13 protein-coding genes are annotated in these 23,679 nt (G+C 57.7%); 7 read left to right on the top strand and 6 right to left on the bottom strand.

Annotated elements, in window-relative coordinates; genetic code table 11:
• Positions 1 to 7: 7 nt before the first annotated feature.
• The 6 genes from BN5935_RS09050 to BN5935_RS09075 all read right to left on the bottom strand — a co-directional run bounded on the left by BN5935_RS09050 (position 8) and on the right by BN5935_RS09075 (position 10,378).
• Positions 8 to 3,436, bottom strand: a complete 3,429-nt coding sequence (locus tag BN5935_RS09050) for a SusC/RagA family TonB-linked outer membrane protein (protein ID WP_064975823.1) — start codon at positions 3,434 to 3,436, stop codon at positions 8 to 10.
• Between the two features lie 50 nt (positions 3,437 to 3,486).
• On the bottom strand, positions 3,487 to 4,632 hold the full coding sequence (locus tag BN5935_RS09055) for a cellulase family glycosylhydrolase (RefSeq protein ID WP_064975824.1): 1,146 nt from the start codon (positions 4,630 to 4,632) through the stop codon (positions 3,487 to 3,489).
• A complete protein-coding gene (locus BN5935_RS09060; protein WP_082944086.1) occupies positions 4,629 to 5,804 on the bottom strand; it encodes a cellulase family glycosylhydrolase in 1,176 nt (391 codons plus the stop codon). Before BN5935_RS09060 ends, BN5935_RS09055 begins: the two co-directional genes overlap by 4 nt.
• A 78-nt stretch (positions 5,805 to 5,882) precedes the next feature.
• Positions 5,883 to 7,676 (bottom strand): IPT/TIG domain-containing protein, encoded by a 1,794-nt coding sequence (locus tag BN5935_RS09065; protein WP_064975825.1) that lies wholly within the window; start codon positions 7,674 to 7,676, stop codon positions 5,883 to 5,885.
• A 21-nt stretch (positions 7,677 to 7,697) separates the two neighbouring features.
• Entirely contained in the window at positions 7,698 to 9,113 is a 1,416-nt protein-coding gene (locus BN5935_RS09070; RefSeq protein WP_082944087.1) for an IPT/TIG domain-containing protein, read from the bottom strand.
• Positions 9,114 to 9,142: 29 nt separating this feature from the next.
• Entirely contained in the window at positions 9,143 to 10,378 is a 1,236-nt protein-coding gene (locus BN5935_RS09075; RefSeq protein ID WP_082944088.1) for an SGNH/GDSL hydrolase family protein, read from the bottom strand.
• A gap of 217 nt (positions 10,379 to 10,595) precedes the next feature.
• Here BN5935_RS09075 and BN5935_RS14890 point away from each other — a divergent pair, with 217 nt between their 5' ends.
• The 7 genes from BN5935_RS14890 (at position 10,596) to BN5935_RS09110 (ending at position 23,673) form a co-directional block, all read left to right on the top strand.
• Positions 10,596 to 12,965, top strand: a complete 2,370-nt coding sequence (locus BN5935_RS14890; RefSeq protein ID WP_162272067.1) for a glycerophosphodiester phosphodiesterase family protein — start codon at positions 10,596 to 10,598, stop codon at positions 12,963 to 12,965.
• A gap of 119 nt (positions 12,966 to 13,084) precedes the next feature.
• A complete protein-coding gene (locus BN5935_RS09085; RefSeq protein WP_064975828.1) occupies positions 13,085 to 13,642 on the top strand; it encodes an RNA polymerase sigma-70 factor in 558 nt (185 codons plus the stop codon).
• A 58-nt stretch (positions 13,643 to 13,700) separates the two neighbouring features.
• Positions 13,701 to 14,720, top strand: a complete 1,020-nt coding sequence (locus tag BN5935_RS09090) for a FecR family protein (RefSeq protein WP_162272068.1) — start codon at positions 13,701 to 13,703, stop codon at positions 14,718 to 14,720.
• A 152-nt stretch (positions 14,721 to 14,872) separates the two neighbouring features.
• On the top strand, positions 14,873 to 16,696 hold the full coding sequence (locus BN5935_RS09095; protein WP_064975830.1) for a glycoside hydrolase family 2 protein: 1,824 nt from the start codon (positions 14,873 to 14,875) through the stop codon (positions 16,694 to 16,696).
• 25 nt (positions 16,697 to 16,721) lie between these two features.
• Complete coding sequence (locus BN5935_RS09100) at positions 16,722 to 18,662, top strand: glycoside hydrolase family 97 protein (protein ID WP_064975831.1); 1,941 nt, start codon at positions 16,722 to 16,724, stop codon at positions 18,660 to 18,662.
• Positions 18,663 to 18,688: 26 nt separating this feature from the next.
• Positions 18,689 to 21,181: a glycoside hydrolase family 3 C-terminal domain-containing protein gene (locus BN5935_RS09105; protein ID WP_064975832.1), complete on the top strand. Its 2,493-nt coding sequence runs from the start codon at positions 18,689 to 18,691 to the stop codon at positions 21,179 to 21,181.
• A gap of 17 nt (positions 21,182 to 21,198) precedes the next feature.
• Positions 21,199 to 23,673, top strand: coding sequence for a beta-glucosidase (locus tag BN5935_RS09110; protein ID WP_064975833.1), 2,475 nt, complete (start codon positions 21,199 to 21,201; stop codon positions 23,671 to 23,673).
• Positions 23,674 to 23,679 lie beyond the last annotated feature (6 nt).

A 23,679-nucleotide genomic window follows, 5' to 3' on the forward strand; every position in this document is an offset into this window, starting at 1 on the left:
TCGTTCGTTAAAAGGTTAAGTTGAGACCGAAGCTGATGACCCGCGTAGTGGGGTACTGCTGACCGCTTCCGGTGGCGATTTCGGGGTCCATGTCGACCTCGCCGAGGTTGTCGATCGAGAAGAGGTTCTGCATCGAGGTAAAGATACGGACATTCTCGATGCCTGCTTTGCGGGTGATCCGTTTCGGAAGCGAATAGCCCAGCTCGAAGTTACGCAGTTTCAGATAGCGGACGTTTCGCAGCCAGAAATTGCTGGCCTTCTGATAATTGACATGGCTTCCATTGCCGTCGATGACCATCGGGTACTTCCCCGGCAGGTATTGGCTGTTCGGGTCGTCGATGTCGGCCAGGTGCCAGGCGTCGTCGAGCATGAAGGCCGGGCTGTTGCCGCCGTCGTGCAACGGATTTTTCATTTCGTAGTCCATGTAGAACGAAGCCATCGAGGCACCGGTGAAGAGCATGGCGAGATCGAAGCCTTTCCACGACATGGCGATGTTGAAATTGAAGCTCATGTAGGGTACATCGCCCTGGCGGTATCCCAGCGGGCGTTTGTCCATGTCGTTGATCACGCCGTCACCGTTCTGGTCCTTATAGATCAGGTCGCCCGGACGTATCGTGGTATTGCCCTTGCCGTCGATGTCGACCGGGTATTCGGCGATCTGCTCCCAGTTTTGGAACTGGCCGATGCAGTCGAAGCCCCACCATTGGTTGGCGTAGCGCTTGCTGTAATAGGAACTGTATTCTTGCCATGAGTTGCTCAGTATCCACGGCTCGCGTTTCCACTCGTATTTGCGTGAGAAGGTGAAATTGCCTTCGACCGAATAGTTGAAATCCTTGACGCTGTCGCTCCATTTCAGGCTTCCATCGATGCCGCGGATCTTCTGCGAAGCCATGTTCACGTTGGGCAGCGTGAATCCCGATTCGTTGGGCAGTGTGATGCCGGGGCTGGCCGGGATGCCTTCGAGCGTGCGGGTAAAATAGTTCAGTTCACCGGTCAGGCGGTTTTCGAAAAATCCGTATTCGAGACCGACATTGAACATCTTGACTTTCTGCCACGAGAGGTCCGTGACGGGCAATCCGCGGTATTGCGATCCCAATATCCACTCTCCGTCGAGTACGGCACCGCCGGAGTTGTAGTTGTAGCCCTCAAGGTAGTCGAAAGCAGAATAACCGGAAGTACTTTCATCGCCCACTACGCCGTAGGAGGCTTTCAGTTTCAGGTTCGAGAACCAGCGTTTCGTCCGCTCCGACCACCACGATTCCTCGGTGATGCGCCATCCGGCCGATACCGAAGGGAAGAATCCCCAGCGTTTCGTCGGCGGGAATTTCCACGAACCGTCGTAGCGGCCCATCACCTCCAGCAGATAACGGCCGTCGTAGTCATAGGTGAAGCGGCCGATAAAGCCCGCACGGGATTGAGGCGTTTCGAGATAGTCATTGATGGCCTGCAGCGTCGCCGTATTGGTCTGGGTCGTCAGATCGGTCTGCGGCTGAGAGGCGAAGTCCAGTCCGGGGGAAATATGGTGTGAAGCCTCGCCGCCGAGGGTCAGTGCGACGTTGTGGCGGTCGAACTGTTTGTGGAAGTCGAACGTGAACTGCCCGGTGTAGTCTTCCGTGTTGCCGTAGGATTTATAGAGCGAAGGGTTGCGTTCGCCGTCGATCACATAGTATTCGCCCGTCGCCTTGTCGTAATCGTAGAGGTCGAAGGTTTTGACCTGCTTTACGCGCGACGAATTTTGGTACGCATAACCTCCGATAAGTTTCAGCGACAGCCAGTCTGTAAATTTGTAGTCTGCATTCAGGTTGATTTGCGCGGCGCGTTCCTGGCGGATATCTTCGCCGTTTTTACTGAGCGTCGTGACTGCAAAATTGGTGTAGATGTAACTCGGAGCCGTCTTGGCGGGGTAGAGCGGATTGTCGTTGACATAGGGCCGCACGGTCGGCAGGTTGCGGTAGGAACCGAAGAGCATCCAGCCCACCTCGTCGCCACCGCCCAGACCCGGGGCCTTGGTGGTTTGCAGGCGTCCGCTCACCTGTGCGCCCAGCGAGAACCGCTTGGTTATGTTGGCGTCGACGTTGATCTGGATGTTGGTGCGGTTGAAGCCGCCGAAATCGCGGATGGCATACTCCTGATCGGTGTTGCTCAGCGACATGTAGTAGCTCACCTTGTCCGAACCGCCCGAAATGTTGGCGCCGAAATAGGACTGTGCGCCGGGAGCCGTAGCAAAGTCGTACCAGTCGAAACCCTGATAGCCGCGTTCGGTTCCCTGCTGCCATTTGAGGTATTCGTCGCGGGTGTAGGTTGGGGTGTAGCTCGGGTTCTCGGCTGCCTTGATTACATCCGACTGGTATTTGGTCCGCACATAGGAGGATGCCGATGCGGGCTGCGGAAATTTGAAAAATTCCTGCCAGCCGTAGAGAGCCTTGACATTGACCGTGTGGCGGGTGTTCTTGTGGCCCGATTTGGTCTTCACGACCACCACGCCGTTGGCGGCACGCAGTCCGTAGATGGCTGCCGAGGCGTCCTTGAGAATCGAAACCGATTCGATGTCGTTGGCGTCGATATTGTTGAACTGTGCCTCGGTGCGCTGCACGCCGTCGATGATGTAGAGCGGCGAGTCCATGCCGCGGATGCTGATCTTGGTTGTGGCACCCGGGCGACCGTCGCTCATACGACTGTTGATACCGGCGATGGTTCCGGCCAGGGCCGTCGAAGTGTTCACCGTCGAATTGACCTTCAGAGCGTCGCCCGAGATGTTGGTGATGGCTCCCGTGATCGAGGCTTTTTTCTGTACGCCGTAGCCTACGACCACCACGTCGTCGAGTACTTCGGAGTTCTCCTGCAGAGTGATGGCGTAGGAGTTGCGGCCTGCGGTTACGGCCACTTTTGTCGTCTCGAATCCCAGATAGGAGACCGTCAGGACATTGCCGGCCTCGGCTTTCAGGCTGAACGATCCGTCGGTATTGGTCGTCGTGCCGGTCGTCGTGCCCTCGATGATGATGCTTACGCCGATGAGCGGTGTGCCGTTCTTGTCCGAAACCCGGCCGGTGATGGCATTCGTCTTCGCCGGGACGGGCGGCTGCGCCTTTGCTGCGGGGCGCAGGGCGAGGATGATCTGCCGGTTACGCAGCGTATAGCTGATGTCCGTTCCGGCGAACAGCCGGTCGAGGACCTGACGAACGGGCTGGTTTTCGGCTCGGAGTGTCACTTTGCGGGTGACGTCTATCAGGGTCTTATTGTAGAGAAAACTGTATTCACCCTGCCGTTCGATGCGGGTCATGGCCTCTTCGAGCGTGACGTTGCGCACGTCGAGTGTGATCCTGCCGTTCTGCGCATAGGCTCCGGCGCAGAACAACAGCCCCCAGAGTAGCAATGCGAAACGGCCCAGCGTACGGCGGAAGACCGGAATGTCCCGTCCGTACCGGAAGTCTGTCATTTGATATGCTTTCATAAATGGTTACTTTGAAATTGGGTTAAAACGAGGGGTTACTTGTCCCGGAGCAGTCTTCGGACGAATTCAGCCTCCCGGACGTCGTAGGGCGAGCCGTCGGGATGCAGTACGTCGTGGAACCACGGATCGGGTTCACGGGCGCCGCCGTCCCACGACCAGGGCCACTTGGTGCAGGTCTTGCCGTCGACGAGGCCCCAGCAGAGGGCGCCTACCCGTTCGGCCTTGAAAAGCGCCAGCACGTTGTCGAAGCGGCTGCCGAAGTTTCGGGCCAGGTACTCCGTGCAGAGGATGGGGCGTCCGAGCGGCTTGTAACGTTCGTCGAGTTCGGACAGCACCTTGAAATGGTCGCTGTACGAATGGAACGATACGATGTCCGAGACCGAGAAGATAAATTCGTTGAGGACGTTGAGGTCGGTGTTCCATACGCCGATTGTCAGGGGTTGCCGCGGACGGGCGTCGCGTGTCCAGCCCACCACCTTTGCCAGAAGACCGTAGGCTGTGACGCCCCGGTGGTTTTTCCAGCCGGGCTCGTTCCAGAGGTCCCATGCCAGAACACGGTCGTCGCAGCGGAAAGTACCTACTACCTGTTTCACGAAGCGCTCCACCTGCGGGTAGGCGTCGGTGTCCTCCGTGCCGTCGGGTCGGAGATCGGGTGAGCCGCAGAAATAACGGTTGTGGCATCCCGGAACAGGTTCGGGTTGCGGTCCGGGTTTATTGACGCCTCCCGAGCCGGCGAAGAGGACCAGCATGGTCTTCATCCCGTGGCGGTCAGCGATCTCCAAGAACCGGTCGACGCGGCGGAGAAACCCTTCGGGGTCGGTTTTCCAGACGGTGCTCTGCAGGAAAACGCGCAGGCAGTTGAATCCCAGTTCTTCGGCCCATCCCAGTTCCTGATCGATGAGGTCGGGGGAGAAAGTCTCCTCCTGCCACATCTCCAACTGGTTGACGGCGTTGCGGGGGATGTAGTTGCATCCCGCCAGGAAAGGCTGTTCCGCATACCAGCGGGCCGCTTTGCGGGCCGTCCATTGCCGGGCGCCGCCGGGCACGACCGTTTGTCCGGCGGGCATGTCGCAGTAGGCATCGGCCTGCGTCTGGGCTGCAGACGTCAGGGTGAAGGTCGTCAGGACGAGTGCCGAGATGGCCCGGACAAGCCGGAATATGGAAACTCCGCTGTGCATCATTGCTCTCCGTTGTCGGTTACGCCGATGATTTTGTGCAGGAATTCCACCTCTTCGGGATACCGCGGCGTGCCGTCGGGATAGAGGATGTCGTGGAACCAGTACTCGGGCTCCGGGTCTCCGGCTACCGAACCCCAGGGCCAGATCGTGTTGGTCTTGCCCCAGACGAGGCCCCAGTTGATGGCGCCGATCCGGTATTGTTTCATGAAAGGAAGCGTGTTCTCAAACGTGCCTTTATAAGCGCCTCCGCGGGCCAGATATTCCGAACAGATCACGGGGCGTCCGTAGGCCAGGATCGCCATGGCGAAATTCTTCATACCTACGAGTTGTGTCCCGGTATCGGTGTAGAGGTCTTCCCAGGGACTGTAACTGTGGTAGGAGTTGATGTCCGACATCGAGAGGGCGATTTCTCCGAATGCGGCGTGGTCGCGGTCGGGAGAGTGGATGCCTACGGTGATCGGCTGTACGGGCTGTTGTCCGCGTATCCACTGGATCGTCTTGGGCAACAGTTCGGAAACGATGTCTTCGCGTGTCGAGGCGGTGCCGGGTTCATTCCATGCCTCCCAGATGAGGATGCGGTCGTCTTCGCGGTAACGGGCCACGACCTCCTCGACATACATGCGCATCAGGTCGAAACGTTCGGGAATGGCTTTTTCATTCTCGTCGATCACGGCCGGGTCGCCTTTGAAATCGAGGTTGTGGATGCCCGCTACGGGGTCGAGCTGTTTGCCGATCTGACAACGGTCCACGCGGTCTCCGGCTCCCGAGAAGAAGCAGAACATGACCTTGATGCCGTGTTTGTCAGTCAGTGTCAGGAAATCGTCGATGTTGCGGAAGAAAGCGTCGTGCTCGTACTCCCACACGGCGCTGTGCAGAAAGACGCGCACGGTGTTGAAACCCAGATCGGCGGCCCATCCCAACTCGCGGTCGATGGTTTCGTGGTCGTAGGTCGACGACTGCCACATCTCGATTTGGTTGATCGCCGTGCTCGGGAAGAAATTGCAGCCGACGATCCATGGCTGTGCGGCGTACCAGTCGCGGGCTTTCTCGAGCGACCACGGCTGAAGCGGTTCATCGGGCAGGTCGGTGAAGCGGACGTCGCCTTCGACCTTGCTGCAGGCCGCCATTGCCGTCAGCAGCACCGACGTCAATAGGGGTAAAATGATCTTTTTCATAAGCTGTACTCTGTCTGTTTGCGGTAAAAGAGGGAGGGGCTGCGGGGCAGCGCCCCTCCCGTGTCCGTTCCCCGGAGTTTATTCCTGCGTCTTGAGTCCGATCGAGATACGGCGGATGATCTTGCGGTCGCCCTCTTCGGCGATGTAGAACGTATTGTCGTCGCCGAGTGCCAGACCTTTCGGAGTGTCGAAAGTGATGTTCTTCATATCGTCCGTCGGAGCGTTTGTCACGTCGTTCGTACCTTTGCTTCCGTTACCGGCGACGGTCGTAGTGGTCGGCGTCCCGTTGAGGTCGGTCACTTTGCGCAGGGCGTGGTTGTGTCGTTCGACAAAATAGAGCGTTTCTCCCGTGGAGTCGAAACACATCTGTGTCGGGCCCAGCAGGCGCGAAGTGCCTACGGTACCGTCGGTGAATCCCACTTCATTCGCACTGGTGCTGCCGGCGATGATTTCACGTGTGTCTGCGTTGGCAATGGTATGGGAAACCGGATCATAGGCATACCGTTCGATGTAGGCTACCGGTTGCGAACCGGCAGCAGCCCCCGTATCGGTACCGTTGCTGCCCCGGGCGACATAGAGCCATTTTCCGTCGGGTGAGAAGACGACACGCGAAATATGGCTGTTCCATACGGCGTTCGGTCCGTCGGTGCTGCTGCAAGAAATATTGGGCTCGGTTGCCGTACTGCCGTCGGCGGAAACCAGCATGAACTGTGTCTCCGTACGCCAGTACCACCAGCGCGAAATGCTAACGACGGCATATCCGTCAACCGGATTGATTGCAACGTCTTCGTATTCGAAATCGTTGTTGAAATCCTGATAGCCGACTGCCTCGGGAAAATCGCCGCTCGTGCGGCTGGACATCCAAACGTATTTGCTGTTCCGGTCGCGGGCCTCGCGGATGATGTAGGCCAGCCGGTCATTTTCGACCGAAACCAGGCAGGTGATACGACCGCCGTCCCACCATGGATTATTATCTTGCGGAGCGCGGTAATAGGAGACATTGCCGGCGGAATTGATCATCCGGACGCCGTTGTAGATTTCGCCTACATAGAGCGAACCGGTTTTGTCGTCGTAGGCGAGGCTCTGCGGTGCGAAGAATGTCGCCGAAAGGCGTCCTCCATTGTCGGCGCCCTGCGTGCCTGTTCCGGCATATACCTCCGAAGTTACGACGTATTCTTTTTTGAGCACTTGGAAATCGGTGAAAGTCTTGCTTTCTGTCTTGCCGTTGTCAACGCCGTATTTGATCTCGACTTTCAGTGCATAGTTGCCGAATGTGGCGTCTTCGGGAATGACGACGACGATGGCACCGGGGGCTACCGATTTGATGTCAAGTCGTTTGTCGCCGAGCATAACCGTTACGAGTACCGGGTCAGAACCGAACTCCTTGCCCTCGATGGTCAGTTCGCCGCCCGGATAGATACCCGTTGCGGGTTTGTAGCCCGTGATTTCGGGTGTGCGGCCGCGCACTTCGAAGTCCACCTCGAAGGTGTGTGAAACCGTCTGTTCCCTGCCTTCGGTGTCGGTATAGCTCACTTGGGTCCGGAGCGGGTAGGTCCCGATCTCGAGCGTGGCGGGAACCGTGAACTTGATGACGGATTTGCCGACCTCCTTGACACTCATTTCCGTTTCGCCGAGGCTGACGGAAACCTTCGAAGCGTCGGTGCCGAAATTCTTGCCCAGCACCATCGCTTCGGTTTCGGTGCCTGCTTCGGCATATTCGGGCGTATAGGTCACGAATTCGGGTACTTTGGCCGTGCCGGGTTTCGTGCCGTCGTCTTCGGTTTCATCTTCGTTGCAGGCCGTACATGCGAGGGCCGCCGCCAGGCAGAGCGTCGCCGCATGCCGCAAACTGAATCTGTGGAAAAGTTTCATATGTGCAGTTTTTAAGGTTGTTTATTCGTTTTCGGGTTCGTTGCCGATGGTGATCTTGCGGATGTCGGCGAAACCTTCCTCCGCGACGTAGAAATTGCCTTTCGAGTCCATGCAGATACCCATCGGCCGTGAGAATACCGATTCCGCGAGTTTGCCGTTGGCGAAGGTGTCGGTATTGGTTTCGACATTGGGAGTGGGTATGCCGGCCAATGTCGTGACGACACCTTCGGGCGTGACTTTGCGGATGCAATGGTTCCAGCTGTCGGCGACGTAGAGATTGCCAGCGTCGTCGCAGCAGCCCCATTCGGGATAGGCGAAACGCGCTTCGGCGCCGGTGCCGTCGGCGTGGTCCCGTGCCGTGTCGGTTTTCAGACCGGCGAATTCCGGAGTTTCGCCCGTCAGCTGGTGCGATAGGGGGTCGTAATCGTATGCGGAAATGAAGTTCCACCCTTTGTGGATGATGTAGAGCCGCTTTCCGTCCTTCGAGAAAACGGGCCGTGATTGGGCCGTGACACCGATGGGGGTGTATCCGGTGGCTTCGGAGGAGGTGTGGGTGTCGGGATCGTAAAAATAGATGCGGCTCGATCCGTCCTGATTGCGGCAGATGACGATCCGCTCGTCGACGGGGTTGACGGCAAGTCCTTCGCAGTCGGGACGGTCGTCTGTAGAATCCGAATACCAGGTCGTATAACCGTCGCTCCTGAGGGCATAGCCCAGATAAGGACCGTCGGCCTGTGAACGGTTGACCAGTATCCACAGCCGCGAATGGTCTTTCGAAAAAGCCATGCAGCGGAACCGGTAATCCCATTCGCTCGTGGCAATATTGCCCTGGTTGTTACTGGGGTCGCCGGCTCCGTACATCTTGAGCATCCAGGAGGTTTCGCCGTTCGACAGCAGACGGATGCCGCGGGCCCACTCGGCCAGATAGAAATTGTCCTCGTTGTCGGAGATCAACAGACTGGGGGCGTAGAGGCACGAGGTGAGCAACGGACCGAAATAATGCTGCCCCGTGACACCGGTGCGTCCGGCAAAGGTAGAAACGTTGGATTCGACGGTGTAGGTGAAGAGGGTTTCGAAAGTCTTTTCATAGAGCTGCAGATTCCCCCCCCCGCTGCTACGGCGCAGTCCGATACATATTTCACCCGATCCGCACTCGTCGGGAACGACGGCAGAGATGGCCGTATCGGTGACGCCGGTGATCTTGGCCGGGGTCGAGTTGATGAGTACCGTGATGTGCGAGGCATCGGTACCGAAGTAGCTGCCGGTGATGGTTATGACGTCGCCCGCCTGTCCCCGTTCGGGTGAGAAGGCAGTAAAGACCGGGGCTTGGGTCGGTTCGCTGTCGGTCTTGCCGCCCGTCTTGTCGTCGCTGCATCCCGGGCCCAAAAGCACGCAGCACAATAGCGCTGCATACTGGAAATGCGTAAGAAATTTCATATCACGAAAGTTTCAGGTTAGAAAATCGGCTATTTGGTGTGGAGCAGGATGCCCGGGATGTCGAACAGCCGCTTGGCCATGGCATAGTTACCTTCGACACTCGGATGCAGCAGGTCGGACTGGAACATCGAGGCGTCCTGACGGTGCGTGTCGCCTTCGTAGGCCGTTGCCAGATCAAAGCGGCAACTGGCGACCTCCAGTTCGTCGCAGACCGAGCCGATAGTTTCGTTCACGGTATAGCTGCTGTCGTCGCTTTTGACGGGAATGCGGTTGAGAACGGGTATTGCGCCGTAGCTGCGGATCAGCTCGACGAGTTCGACGAGTTTTTCACGCGTATTGCCGCCGTTGGTGCCGATCGTCACCATCACGTATTTGGGCCGGATGACCGGGACCTCGTTGGCCACACGGACCAGCACCCCGTCGATGGTCGAACCGCTCTGGCCCGAAAAGACCACACGACCGTTGAGCCACGAAGCCATTACCTGTCCGTAGCGGGCCGATTCGCGGATGTGGTCACCTTCGGTGATGGAGTTGCCGATAATATACATCAACGGTTCGGAGGCTACGGTAGCTGCTATCTCCACCTGCTTGATATAAGGAGACTTGCCCGAGAGACGGCGCATGCCGAAGACATTGTTCTGGCGGCCGCCCTTGAACTCGTTCTGCTGAATGGTGTTGCCCCCGGTGTTGGAGTCGAGTTCCGATGCCGTAGCCACGGACGCCGTTGCGCCGGTAGTTTCGTCGGTGATGGTGAACGTGTTGCTGCGGAAGGATTTCACAGCTTCGAGCGTGTAGACGTGCCCGTTTTCTACCGGGAAGGATACCGAAGATTCTACCTTCGCCTCGTCCCGGTAGGTGTGGATGTTAAGCGTTCCCTCCGCGGCATCCACCGTGAAGAGCGAGCCGCCGCTGCCGTCGCGCTCGAGCCAGTGCAGCCCGAAACGGGTGTCGTCGAAAAGCGACAGGCGCACGCGTGTTACACGTTCTTCGAAAGTGATACGGCGGTCCAGACCGAGATAGAGGGCCGCATCGTCCTGGCCGTCGAACGTCAGGCCGCGTTCATCGAGGACCCACGAACCGTAATTCTCGATGTTGGAAAAGTCGGCCAGGGCCGTTTCGCCGTCTGCGAGGAAATTGTACTTGAGCAGGGTCAACTCCTGAACGGTGCTCTTTTCCGGTTCATAGGGCCGGAAATCGTAGTCGTCCGTACATGCGAAATTTCCTGACAACAGAAAAAACAGAAATAGCGTCAAAGATTTTTTCATAGATCAGTTGTTTAGGTTCTGGTTTTGGCTGTCACCACATGGTCCCGGGCCGGCCTGCGATGACAAGTTATTATTAAGACATCCCGGCGGAGAAAAGACACATCCCGGCAACCGATTTTTTTTATTTGCATTTTTTTTGTGTGGGAAAACAGCGGTCGGTTGTCTTTATATAAAAACCGCGACAAATCTACCTACAACTTCTAATACCAGAATGCTTATGAAGAGAAAACTTCTACTGTTCGCACTGCTTCCGGCCCTGACGGCGATGCTGACCTGCACGTCGTGCGGAGACGATGGCACCGACGGCTCGGGAAAAGCCGTGTTTACACTCGGATCGCCCGATGACGGGAATGATCCTTCCGCCGTGCGGATCAGTTCCGGCAATTATTCGAAGATTTTCACGATTGAAACCCCCGGTGCATGGCGGATCGAGAAATCCGAAACGGCCGGATGGCTCTCGGTGCGTCCCGAATCGGGCGAAGGGGCTGCGTCGGTCTATTTTTCGGCGGCGTCCAACGATAATCCTGAGCCGCGCAGCGCGGATATCATCTTCTATGCCGGCGCACAGCCGGTGCATACGCTCGTTTTCGAGCAGGCCGCGAATACGCCCTATTTGACCATTACGCCCGAGACGGGTTCCGTTCCGGTGGGCGGAGGCGACATCACGCTGCTCGTCGATACGAATCTCGGGGAGTGGGATTACGCCGTGGCGAGTGGCGATGGCGAGTGGCTCGCCGAAAAGGCGAAGACCAGCACCAGCCTGACACTGACGGCTGCCGCCAACGAACGTTTTTCGCAGTTGAAGGCCACCGTGACCTTCTCCGTTACAGGCTATCCCGATTTGAAACAGGAGGTCGAGGTGACGCAGAACGGTTTCACGGCCGATCTGCTCGATCTGGTTTTCAATAACGACGGCACGGCCACCGACATCTCCCCGATGCATAATGTCGTGGAATGTTTGCCCGGGGCGTCGCTGATGACCTATTACAACGACAGTTACGGACGCTATGTCGCCCGGTTCAACCACGAACCCGGGGCCAATCCCTCGTCGGGGTATTACAAGGTCGACTATTTCAACAACCAGACTTTCCGGGATGCGCTGGCCGACGGACATACGCTGGAGGTGCTTGTGATGTTCGATGCCGAGGCCGACGGGGAAAAGGAGATCAAGCCGCTCAGTTCGATGCAGGGCGGCGGTACCGGGTTCCTCATCACCAAGAAAGACAGAGGAACGGAGCTTACTTTTCTGCCGCACCTCACCTCCGGAGGTTGGCAGTGGACGCGCAGCGGTGTCACGCCCCAGCGTGCCAAATACTACCACTTGGTGGGTGTCTGGGACAAGACGGCGCAGAAATCGCGCATCTATGTCAACGGTGAACAGAAAGCGGAGATCGCCGCCGAGGGGAACTTCAATTTCCCGAACAACGACAACTGCTATTGGTTCGGTATCGGCTGCGATGCCGGGGACAATAAGGCGGAAGCCGGCTGGCGGGGCGATATAGCTATTGTGCGCATCTACGGCGACCCGCTTTCGGCCGACAAGGTAGCCGCGCTCTGGAATGAGGTGAAGGACCTCGAGCCGCAGGGTAGTGTCATTGAGCTTTCGGATATCACCTTCCTGCCGAATGCTTTAGTGAAGGCCGGTTCGGTCTATAAGGTTTTGGGCAAGGGTTTCCAGGCGGGCGATCGCATGCGGCTCGAATCCGTGGACGATGAGAAGAGCTCCTTCCTCTGCGATGCGACAGTGACCGACGCCTCGATCGGATTCGAAATTCCCGGAGGATTCGTATCGGGTAATTATCGGATGGTTCTGATGCGGGGCGACGCCCGTTGTCCGATTGGGTTCGTGGAGCTGACGCTCTCGGACAATCCCACCCTGCAGAACCTTCCGCAGGTGATCGCCCACCGGGGCTTCCACACGACGAACGGCGCGGCAGAGAATTCGCTGGCTTCGCTCGAGGCGGCCATTGCGCTCGGGGTCTACGGCTCGGAGGCCGATTTTTACATCACGCGCGACGGGGTGGTCGTTTCCAACCACGATCCCGATATTAACGGGGTGAAGATCGAGAGTGCCGATTATGACGATATCAAGGATATCGAACTTTCCAACGGCGAAAAGGTCGCCACGCTGGATGTCTACCTCGATGAGATTGCGGAAGCTGTAACGAAACTCATTATCGAGATAAAGCCACACTCCACGACGGAACACAACAACCGGGTGGTCGACGCCATCGTCGGGGAACTCGCCGCACGCGGTATGAACGACCGGGTTGATTTCATCTCGTTCAATTATGCCATCTGCCAGCGTTTGGCAGCCAAGGTCCCGGGTGCGCTTGTCGGTTATCTTCAGGGTGACAAGTCCCCGTGGTCGATGTCGCCGGATATCAAGTGTATCGACTATTCGATGGCGGCCCTGCGGCAGAATCCGCGTTGGGTACGGGATGCCCATGCACGCGGAATGAAGGTCAATGTGTGGACTGTCAATTCGCAGGCCGATATGATGGAATTCATTGGCATGGGTGTCGATTTCATTACGACCGACCATCCCGATACGCTCCGGGAAATGCTTTCGGAACTTGCCGAATAGCATACGCCGAACGTGTTGCGGAAGAGCCGAACAATCCGGCTCTTCCGCAACATGCTTTGTTATCTCGGGATCGATCCCGTGGAAAAATGTTATATTTGTATATCGATTGATCCAGCTGCATGGAAGAGGGGATTACGCTCATACAACTCAGAGAGGGCGGGCAACAGGCTTTCTCCCGGTTATTTACGCTCTATTACCGGGACCTGGTGCTCTATGCCGGACGCTACCTGCCCGAGCAGGCGGCGTGTGAGGATATCGTGCAGGATACGTTTCTGAAGGTCTGGAATCTGCGCGACAGACTGGATATCGCCGTTTCGCTGCGGGTCTATCTCATCGGGGCTGTTCGCAACCGCTGCCTGAACGAAATCAAACACCGCAAGTTGGCGTTGAACACCTCCGTCGATACCCTGACGTGGATACCTGCTCGCATTGAGGAGGAGGCGACGTTATATTCCGAGCTGAACGAGCGGCTCGACCGGTCCTTGCAGGCGCTGCCGCCCCTTTACCGCGAAGCTTTTGAGATGAACCGCTTCCGTCACATGAAATACCAGGAGATTGCCGATACGCTCGGCGTTTCGAAACGCACGGTCGAGGTTCGTATCGGTAAGGCCCTGGCCCTGTTGCGCTGGGACCTGAAGGATTTTCTGCCGCTCGCGCTGCTTTTTTTAGCCTTATGACTGTGGTAAATTCCCTTAGAACTGTCTTCATATTAGAATACGATAGAAAATGGAAGAGATGAACGAATGCCTCGGTGCGATCATGGCAAAATACCTCGCCGGCGAAGCGTCGCCCGAAGAGACGGCGCAACTGACGGCATGGATCGGGGAAGACCGTAACCATGCCCGGGAGTTTGCCCGGTTGACGGATATCGACCAGGTTGTGCGGCCTCCTTTCGACCCGGCGGGGATCTCTGTCGATATTGCCCGGGAGCGGACAATGCTTCTGTTGCAGGGCGAGGAGCGTCGACGCCGGCGGTTGCGTTTCGTCCGTGGTTTCGAACGGGCCGCGGCCGTACTGTTTTTGCCGCTCGTCCTCGTTTCGGTTTATCTGTTCATGGCCCGGCCGGAGCCTGCGGCGTCCGATACGACCTGGCAGACCGTAACTACACCGTTTCGCACGCAGACACAGCTGGAGCTGCCCGACGGGTCGAAGGTATGGCTCAACGGCGGCAGTACGCTTCGCTATCCGCTTGCCTTCGGGGCCGGCGAACGTTCCGTGTCGCTCACGGGTGAGGCCTATTTCGAGGTGAAGTCGGATAAGACGAATCCTTTCGTCGTGCATACGAAGACCGTCGGGGTGACGGCTACGGGGACGGCTTTCAACGTGGATGCTTTCCGAAATGACAATGTCGTTTCGGTGACGATGGTGCGCGGCGTCGTGGATGTGGACATGAAGGGGGAGACCCGGCGTATGGCTCCCGGTGAGCGTATCTGCTATGATAACCGGCTCGGCACATACACCGTCGACCAGACCGATTCGGAGAAATGGTGCGCCTGGCGCAACGGGGAGATCATCTTCGAGAACGACCGGCTGGACTATGTCTTTCATCGCCTCGGACAATTATATAACGTAGAATTCACTGTTTGCGACCCGTCGGTCAACTGTTATGTCTATCATGCGGTCTTTACCGACGAGACGCTGCCTGAAATCCTGGAGATGCTGAAGATCAGCGCTCCGATACGGTATGAGATTTTGCAGGCGGATTCTCCTGCCCCGAACATTCCCAAACAACATATCCGCGTCTACGGCAAGTAGCGTATGGCAGCCTCCTTCGGGAGGCTGTTTTCATGTTGCGGGATACATTCTGTCGGTAAAAAATTGCCTCGGGGATTGTGTCATCGGCCCGCTGGGCTGTCTTATAGGAGAAACGGTCTTTCCCGCGACCGTTCTAACCCAAACGAAACCCGATGAAAACGAATTTATTTCTGATTGCCCTGGCCGCCCTGTTGTTCACGGGCGCCAAAAATGCCGCTGCCTGGCAGCCCGCCGGAGACCGGATCAAGACCCGATGGGCGGCGGACGTCGACCCCTCGTGCCCGCTCCCGGAGTATCCGCGCCCTGCCCTGGTGCGCGACCGCTGGCTGAATCTCAACGGTGAGTGGGATTATGCCGTTCGTTCCGTATCCGAAGGAGAGCCCGCCGATTACGACGGGAAGATACTCGTTCCGTTTCCGGTGGAGTCGTCGCTCTCGGGCGTGCAGCGCGAGGTGGGGGCTGCAAATGCCCTGTGGTACCGGCGGTCTTTTACGGTTCCCGCTTCCTGGAATGGAGAACGCATTCTGCTCCACTTCGGAGCCGTAGACTATGAGGCTGAAGTGTGGCTCAACGGCGTGAAAGTCGGTTCCCATAGCGGCGGATATACCGCTTTCCGATTCGATCTCACTCCTTATCTGACGCGCGGCGAACAGCGGCTCGTCGTTCGGGTCTGGGACCCTACTGATGCCGGTCCGCAGCCTCGTGGCAAACAGCGCTCGAAACCCGAAGCGATCTGGTATACGCCCGTTACGGGTATTTGGCAGACCGTGTGGCTCGAGCCGGTCGGGGTTTCCCGCATCGAAGGGCTCTATACGACGCCAGACATCGACACCCGGCGGCTGTGCGTCGTGCCGTCAGTCGGGAATGCCGTCGAGGGCGATGTCGTGGAGATTACGCTGCGAGATGGAGGGAAGACCGTGGCGCAGGCTCGTTGTGTCGCCGGGTTGCCCGTGACGCTCCCTGTTCCGGGGATGAAACTCTGGACGCCTGAAGAGCCGTTTTTATACGATTTGGAAGTGACCCTTTTGCGCGGTGGCCGTGTGCTCGACCGTGTGGGGAGTTATGCCGCCATGCGTAAGATATCGGTGAAACGCACGGTAGGCGATGCCGTGCGCATGCAGTTGAACAACCGAGATTACGTTCAGTTGGGACTGCTCGATCAGGGCTGGTGGCCCGACGGACTCTATACGGCCCCGACGGACGAAGCGCTCACTTACGATATTCTCAAGACCAAAGAGCTTGGATTCAATACCATCCGCAAGCATATCAAGGTCGAACCGGCCCGCTGGTATGCCCATTGCGACCGGTTGGGTGTGCTCGTCTGGCAGGACATGCCCAGCGGCGACGAGAATCCCCGCTGGATTCCCGACCGCTGGTTCGATGACCGGGAGCTGGTCCGTTCCGCTGCTTCGGAGGAGGCTTTCCGCCGTGAGTGGCGCGGTATCATCGACCAACTGCGCTGTCATCCGAGTATTGTGATGTGGGTTCCCTTCAATGAGGCATGGGGGCAGTTCAAGACCCGTGAGATTGCCGAATGGACGAAAGGTTACGACCCGTCGCGTCTGGTCGATGCGGCCAGTGGCGGCAACCACTATCCCGGTGCAGGCGATGTGTTCGATGTTCATGCATATCCCCATCCCCGTATCCACACCACCGACAACAGCCGTCCGCTGGTTATCGGCGAGTATGGCGGGATCGGACTGGCCCTGAAAGACCACCTCTGGCTTCCCGACCGCAACTGGGGCTATGTGCAGTACAAGACTCCGGAAGAGGCCACCGATGAGTATGTGCGCTTTGCTGAACTGCTCCGTCAGCTGGTCGTTGCCGGTGTTTCGGGCGCCATCTATACCCAGACGACCGATGTGGAGATAGAGGTGAACGGATTGATGACCTATGACCGAGCTGTCGTGAAATTCGATCCGGAGCGTGTGCGGAAGGCCAACGAGGCGGTGCTCGGGGCACTGAATGATTTCTGATTCCAAATTTAAATAAATCTATCCGATGACGATACATATGACGACCGTTCTGCTGGGTGTGCTGATGTTTGCCGCCTGTGCTGAATCCCGGCCCGCTGTCACGATCGGGAGCCCCGGCGGGAAACTGAAAGCCGAGCTTTCGCTCGACGAAGGTGTGTTGAACTACCGGCTGATGGCTGGAAAGGAGCAGTTGCTCGGCCCTTCGCGGCTGGGTATCGTAACGGCCTCTGCTGACTTTTCTCAGGGGCTTCTCGCCGACAGTTGCACACTGCCTTTCGAAGGTTTTTACGACTATAATTTCCCGCTCGGCCGGCAGGTTGTTGGGAATAAGCCCTATTGCGAACAGACGCTTTTCGTAAGGAATGCCACCGGGCAGCGGCTGGGTGTCACGTTTCGCCTGACCGACGACGGAGCGGCCTTTGCCTACCGAATCGAAGGTACGGGACGCGATACCGTGTTGCGTGAATGTACGGGTTTCGGACTCGGGGAGGATGCCCGCGGTTTCCTGCAACCGCTCTCCGAAGGTAAAACGGGCTGGGCCCGGACCAATCCCGGCTATGAAGAGCATTACAATCTGGAGGTAGTTCCCGGTACACCTTCCGATTTCAGGCAAGGATGGGTGTTCCCGGCGCTGTTTCGCACGGAGAAGCACTGGTTGTTGATCTCTGAAACGGGCGTCGACGGCAATTATGTCGCCTCGCATCTGGCCGATTCGCTCGTGGAGGGTAACCTGCGGCTTGAGTTTGCCCATGTTGACAACAATCTGCCCGAGGATCCTGTGACGCCAGTTGTCACGCTTCCCTTCATTACGCCGTGGCGGACCGTTGCCGTGGGTGAAACTCCGGCGAAGATTGTCGAATCGACCCTTGCGCAGGACCTTGTGTGGCCCCGCTACAAGGCTGCTGCTGCTTATACGCCCGGCAAGGCCGTCTGGAGTTGGCTGGTCGAGGATGATCCCGGCACGACCTGTGAAAATTCGCGCCGCTATATTGATCTGGCAGCTGATCTCGGGTTCAGATATTGTCTGATCGACGCGCTGTGGGACACGCGGATCGGACGTGACAAGGTTGCCGAACTGGCTCGCTACGCAGATGATAAAAATGTAAAGTTGATTTTGTGGTACAACTCCAACGGGCAGTGGAACGATGCTCCGCAGGGACCCTTGCACCGTATGGATACGCGGGAAATCCGGCGTGAAGAATTGCACTGGTTACAGCGGACGGGTATCAGCGGCATCAAAGTCGATTTTTTCGGCGGCGACAAGCAGAGCGGTATGCGCCTCTACGAGGAATTGCTTACCGATGCCAACGACTTCGGTATTTCGGTCAACCTTCACGGGTCGACGCTGCCCCGGGGATGGGAACGGATGTTCCCCAATATGGTGACGGCCGAAGCCGTGCGTGGCATGGAGAACAGCAAATACGTCGGGGAAAAGGAGCGGGAACGCCCTGTGCTGAGTACCGTGGCGGTTTTTACGCGCAATGTTGCCGGACCGATGGATTTCACGCCGACGGTGCTTAACTCCGCGATGGAGGTCTATGGCAACCATATTCCGCGTGTCACGACGGCAGCCTTCGAACTGGCGCTGCCTGTGGTGTTCTATTCGCCGATCCAGCATCTGGGGATTGTTCCCGAAAATCTGCATGCATTTCCGCAATTCGTCTGGGACTATCTGCGCGATGTGCCGACTGTCTGGGACGAGACTCGTTGTCTGGCCGGATATCCCGGCCGCGATGCGGTGTTGGCCCGGCGTAAAGGCGATCTGTGGTATGTGGCGGGCATCAACGGTGAGGAGTATGGCAAGACTTTCGACCTCACGCTTCCGGCATCGGGCCGGGCCGTGCTGATCCGCGATAAGGCGGGGGAGCGCAATGCCGTCGAACAGATCCCGGTGGAGATTCCGGGCGACAGCCGTATTTCGCTGCCCGTGGATGGCTGGGGAGGATTCGTCCTCATCATTCGATAGTGTAAACGAATAAAAATTACGACGATATGCACAAGACTTTCCTGCTGATCGCGGCGGCGCTGACCGCCGTGACGGCCTTGCGGGCACAGCTCGTCACCCCGGAACACGAGGCGCGTGCCCGTGAACTAGTCGGGCGAATGACGCTCGAAGAGAAGATTGACTACATCGGAGGTTACAATACCTTCTTCATCCGCTCCGTACCGCGGCTCGGGATTCCCGAAATCCGCATGGCCGACGGCCCGCAGGGCGTGCGCAACGATTTCAGCGCCCAGCTCGTCGGCCGTGACAAGAAAAGCACGCTCTATCCGTGCGGCATGGCTGCCGCTGCGACCTGGGACCGCGAGCTCGTGCGCAAGATGGGGAGCGGTATCGGACAGGATGCGCGTGCCCGCGGGGTGCACATCCTGCTGGGGCCCGGTGTGAACATCTATCGCTCACCGCTTTGCGGACGCAATTTCGAATATTTCGGCGAAGATCCCTATCTGGTGAGCGAAACAACCGTGAGTATGGTCGAAGGAATTCAGAGTCAGGGAGTAATGGCCTGTGCGAAACACTTCGCTGCCAACAATCAGGAGTGGGACCGTTACAACGTTTCGTCCGATGTGGACGAACGGACGCTGCATGAAATTTATCTGCCGTCGTTCGAAAAGGCTGTCAGCCGGGCCGGGATCGGCGCCCTGATGTGCGGCTACCACCTTGTCAACAGCGTTCACTCCTCCGAGTACGGCTATCTCAACGTCGATGTGCTGCGTGACCGTTGGGGATTCAAAGGGATTCTGATGTCGGATTGGGGAGGGACTTACTCGACGCTCGGGCCCGTGTTCAACGGCCTCGACATCGAGATGCCCGGCGGTGGGATGATGAACCGTGCCAAGATCGTGCCGCTCGTCGAGAATGGAGTTGTCGATGAGTCGCTCATCGATACGAAGGTACAGCACATTCTCCAGTCGCTTCTCGCCTTCGGTTTTTTCGACCGTCCTCAGAAGGACGAGCGGATCAGCGAGCGTAATCCCTATTCTGACAGTGTGGCCCTTGAGGTAGCACGCGCGGGTGTGGTGCTGCTCAAGAACGACGGCCTGCTACCGCTTGCCAAGGGCAAGGTAGTCGTTTGTGGTCCCAACGCCAACACGATCGTTACGGGTGGCGGCAGCGGGGTGGTCTATCCTTTCGAGAGTTGTTCCGTGGCCGAGGGGATGCGGAAGATGGGCCGGAAATACCGATCGTTGTACGACACCTCGGGCTGGAAGACCGATCTCTCCGCATTCTATGCCGATGAAGCATGCACTGTGCCGGGGGCCAGGGTCGAGTATTTCAACTCGAAAGATCTTTCCGGCGGAGCCGTACATACGGCCGTTGTCATGCGGATCGATGCCGAATACCCGGCTTCGCCCGTACCGGGTATTGTCGATGACGACTATTCGGATCGCTATACGTTCTATTATAAACCCGCCGCCGATTCTTACCTCTATCTTTCGGCGGGTGGAGACGACGGTTACAGGCTGCTGATCGACGGTGAACCAGTCATCGATGACTGGGAGAACAAGGCCTACCGTTCGAAGGATATCTTCCGTCGCTTCGAGGCCGGGCGCGTTTATAAGTTCACCTATGAGCACACCGACGATTATTCCGTTTCCCGGGTGATGTTCCGTTATTCGGACCACATGAACGACCCGGCTTTCAACGAGGCGCTTACCGGGGCCGACGCGGTGATCGCCTGCGTCGGATTCGATGCCGTGACCGAGCATGAGGGCGGCGATCGTACCTTCGCCCTGCCCGAAGGACAGGAAGACCTCATCGATGCGCTGCTTCGCCGCAATCCCAATGTTATCGTCGTGCTGAACGCCGGCGGCGGCGTGGATATGACTCCTTGGTTGGACCGCGTGCCTGCGGTAGTCATGGCGTGGTATCCCGGTCAGCAGGGCGGACAGGCCGTCGCCGAGATTATCACCGGCAAGGTGTCGCCGGGCGGCAGGCTTCCTTTCACGATCGAAAAACGACTCGGAGACAATCCCGCTTACGGAAACTACCATACCAATGTGGATATGAGTATGTTCAATACCCCTTACAAGCGGGTAGCCTACAACGAGGGTATCTTTGTCGGTTACCGGGGATTCGAACGCAATGGTGTCGAACCGCTCTTTCCGTTCGGCTTCGGACTGTCGTATACGACGTTCGAATACTCCGGGCTGGAGGTCGGGGAGACGGCCGACGGCGGGTTTGTCGTTTCGTTTGACGTGACCAACACCGGCAAATATGACGCCGCCGAGGTGGTGCAGCTCTATGTGTCGGATGTCGAGGCTTCGGCGCCCCGTCCCGCCAAGGAGTTGAAAGGTTATGAAAAGGTCTTTCTGAAACGGGGCGAGACACGCCGCGTGGAGATCCGGCTCGGGGAGGAGGCTTTCCGCTTCTATGACTTCAAGCAGCATCGGTTCGTCGTCGAACCGGGTGCGTTCGACATTTTCGTCGGTGCTTCGTCACGCGATATACGGCTCCGGACATGTATCACCGTAAACCAATAATTTAAAACCAATATCGGATGAAAACTTGCAGAATATTTCTTATAACGGCGCTTGTGCTGACGGCTTTCGGTGTGCGGGCACAAATCGTCACACCCGAACATGAGGCCCGGGCCCGTGAGCTCGTGTCGCAGATGACACTCGACGAGAAGCTGGCTTACATAGGTGGCTACAATTCGTTTTACCTCAGGGCAGTGCCGCGGCTCGGCATTCCGGAGATCTGGTTTGCCGACGGTCCCCAGGGTATCCGCATCGATTCGCAGAGCACGCTTTTCCCGAGTGGCATGGCACTCGCGGCGAGTTGGGACCGGACGCTGGCACACCGCACGGGAGCCGGTATCGGACAGGATGCCCGGGCCCGGGGCATTCACGTTATGATGGGACCCGGTGTGAACATCTATCGTTCGCCGCTCTGCGGCCGGAATTTCGAGTATTACGGCGAAGACCCCTATCTGGCCGGGGAGACGGCTGCCGGTTATATCGAGGGGATGCAGGGTGAGGGTGTCATGGCCTGTATGAAACACTTTGCAGGCAATAATCAGGAATGGAACCGGCACCACATCTCGTCCGACATCGACGAGCGGACGCTCAACGAAATCTACCTTCCGGCTTTCGAGAAGGGGGTTCGCCGGGCTCATGTGGGAATGGTGATGGACTATTACGGGTTGCTGAACGGCGTCCATGCCACGGAGAACCGTTATCTGAACATCGACGTACTGCGACACCGCTGGGGATTCAAGGGGATCGTCACCTCGGACTGGGAGGCGACCTACACGACGATCAATGCGGTTTACAACGGACTTGATATCGAAATGCCCAAAGGATGGCTGCTCGACCCGCAGAGAATGAAAGAACTGGTCGGGAACGGTGTCATCGACGAACGTATCATCGACCTGAAAGTGCAGCATGTACTTCAGACGCTCCTCTCGTTCGGCTTTTTCGACCGGGCGCAAAAGGTTGAGACCATTCCGGTACGGAATCCCCTTTCGGAACAGGCCGCGCTGGATGTGGAGCGCGGCGGGGCCGTGCTGCTCCGCAACCGCGACGACCTGCTGCCGCTGACCAGGGGTAAGGTGGTCGTTTGCGGTCCCAACTCGGAACTCGTCGCCAAGGGTGGCGGCAGCGGTGAGGTTTTTCCGTTCGTCACCAGCACGGTTGCCGAAGGGATGAAAAAAAATCTGGGGCGCAAGTTGCGCTTCGGTTATACGCCTGATCTGTGGAAGACCGACCTCGATGCTTTTTATGCAGACCCGTCGTGCACGGTACGGGGAGCTACGGCCGAGTTTTTCAACAACCCTGATCTGGAGGGCGAACCCGTTCACACGGAGGTCGTGCATCGTATCGGTTACAAGGGCTGGGAATCCCCGATTCCCGGCGTGGTGAATCCCGACAACTATTCGGACCGCTACACCTTCTATTTCAAACCCGAGAAGGATGCCGTACTTTATTTCTCGGCGGGTGGAGACGACGGTTACCGGGTGCTGGTCGACGGCGAGGAGCTGATCGAACAATGGTCGGGTCATCCTTTTCGTCAGAAGGAGGGCTATAAGGAGTTCAAAGGCGGTCGGACTTACAGAATAGCCTATGAGCATTTCGACGGCGGTTCGGAACAGGAAACGATGTTTCGCTATGCCGATTACCTGAACGATCCGGCTTTCATCGAAGCGGTCCGCACGGCTGATGCCGTTGTCGTTTGTGTCGGTTACGACTGGTATCTCGAATCAGAGAGCTGGGATCGTCCTTTCGCACTCCCCGAGGGGCATCTGCGTTGCTTGGAAACCATCCTTGAACATACCGACAAGGCGGTTGTCGTGATCAACTCGGGCGGCGGCGTGGAGATGGCGCCGTGGATCGATCGCACAGGCGGTGTGCTGATGGCCTGGTATCAGGGTCAGCAGGGCGGCGACGCCATCGCCGAACTGCTTACGGGAAAGATCTCGCCCAGCGGCAAACTCCCGTTCACTCTCGAGAAGCGCTGGGAGGACAATCCCGTTTATGACAACTACTATCCCAATACCGATCAGGTCAAGGAGGATAATCCCTATAAGCGCGTCGAGTACAACGAAGGAGTGTTTGTCGGTTACCGGGGCTACGAGCGAAATGGTGTCGAACCGCTCTTCCCGTTCGGGTTCGGACTCTCCTATACGACGTTCGATTACTCCGGGCTGAAGGCCGAAGCGGCCGGGGACGGGGAGTTCATCGTTTCGTTCGATGTGACCAATACCGGCCGGTACGATGCTGCCGAGGTGGCGCAGTTGTATGTCGGGGATGTGGAATCTTCCGTCGTGCGTCCCGCCAAGGAGTTGAAAGGTTATGAAAAGATCTTTCTGAAGCGGGGTGAGACCCGTCGCGTGGAGATTCGGCTCGATGAGGAGGCTTTCCGCCATTACGATTGCATACGGCGTGATTTTGTCGTGGAACCAGGTGATTTCGATCTTTTCGTGGGAACGTCGTCGCAGGATATCCGGCTGAAGACGCGCATTAACGTCAAATGATACATG

The sequence above is a fragment of the Alistipes provencensis genome, from assembly GCF_900083545.1.
Classification (GTDB): domain Bacteria; phylum Bacteroidota; class Bacteroidia; order Bacteroidales; family Rikenellaceae; genus Alistipes; species Alistipes provencensis.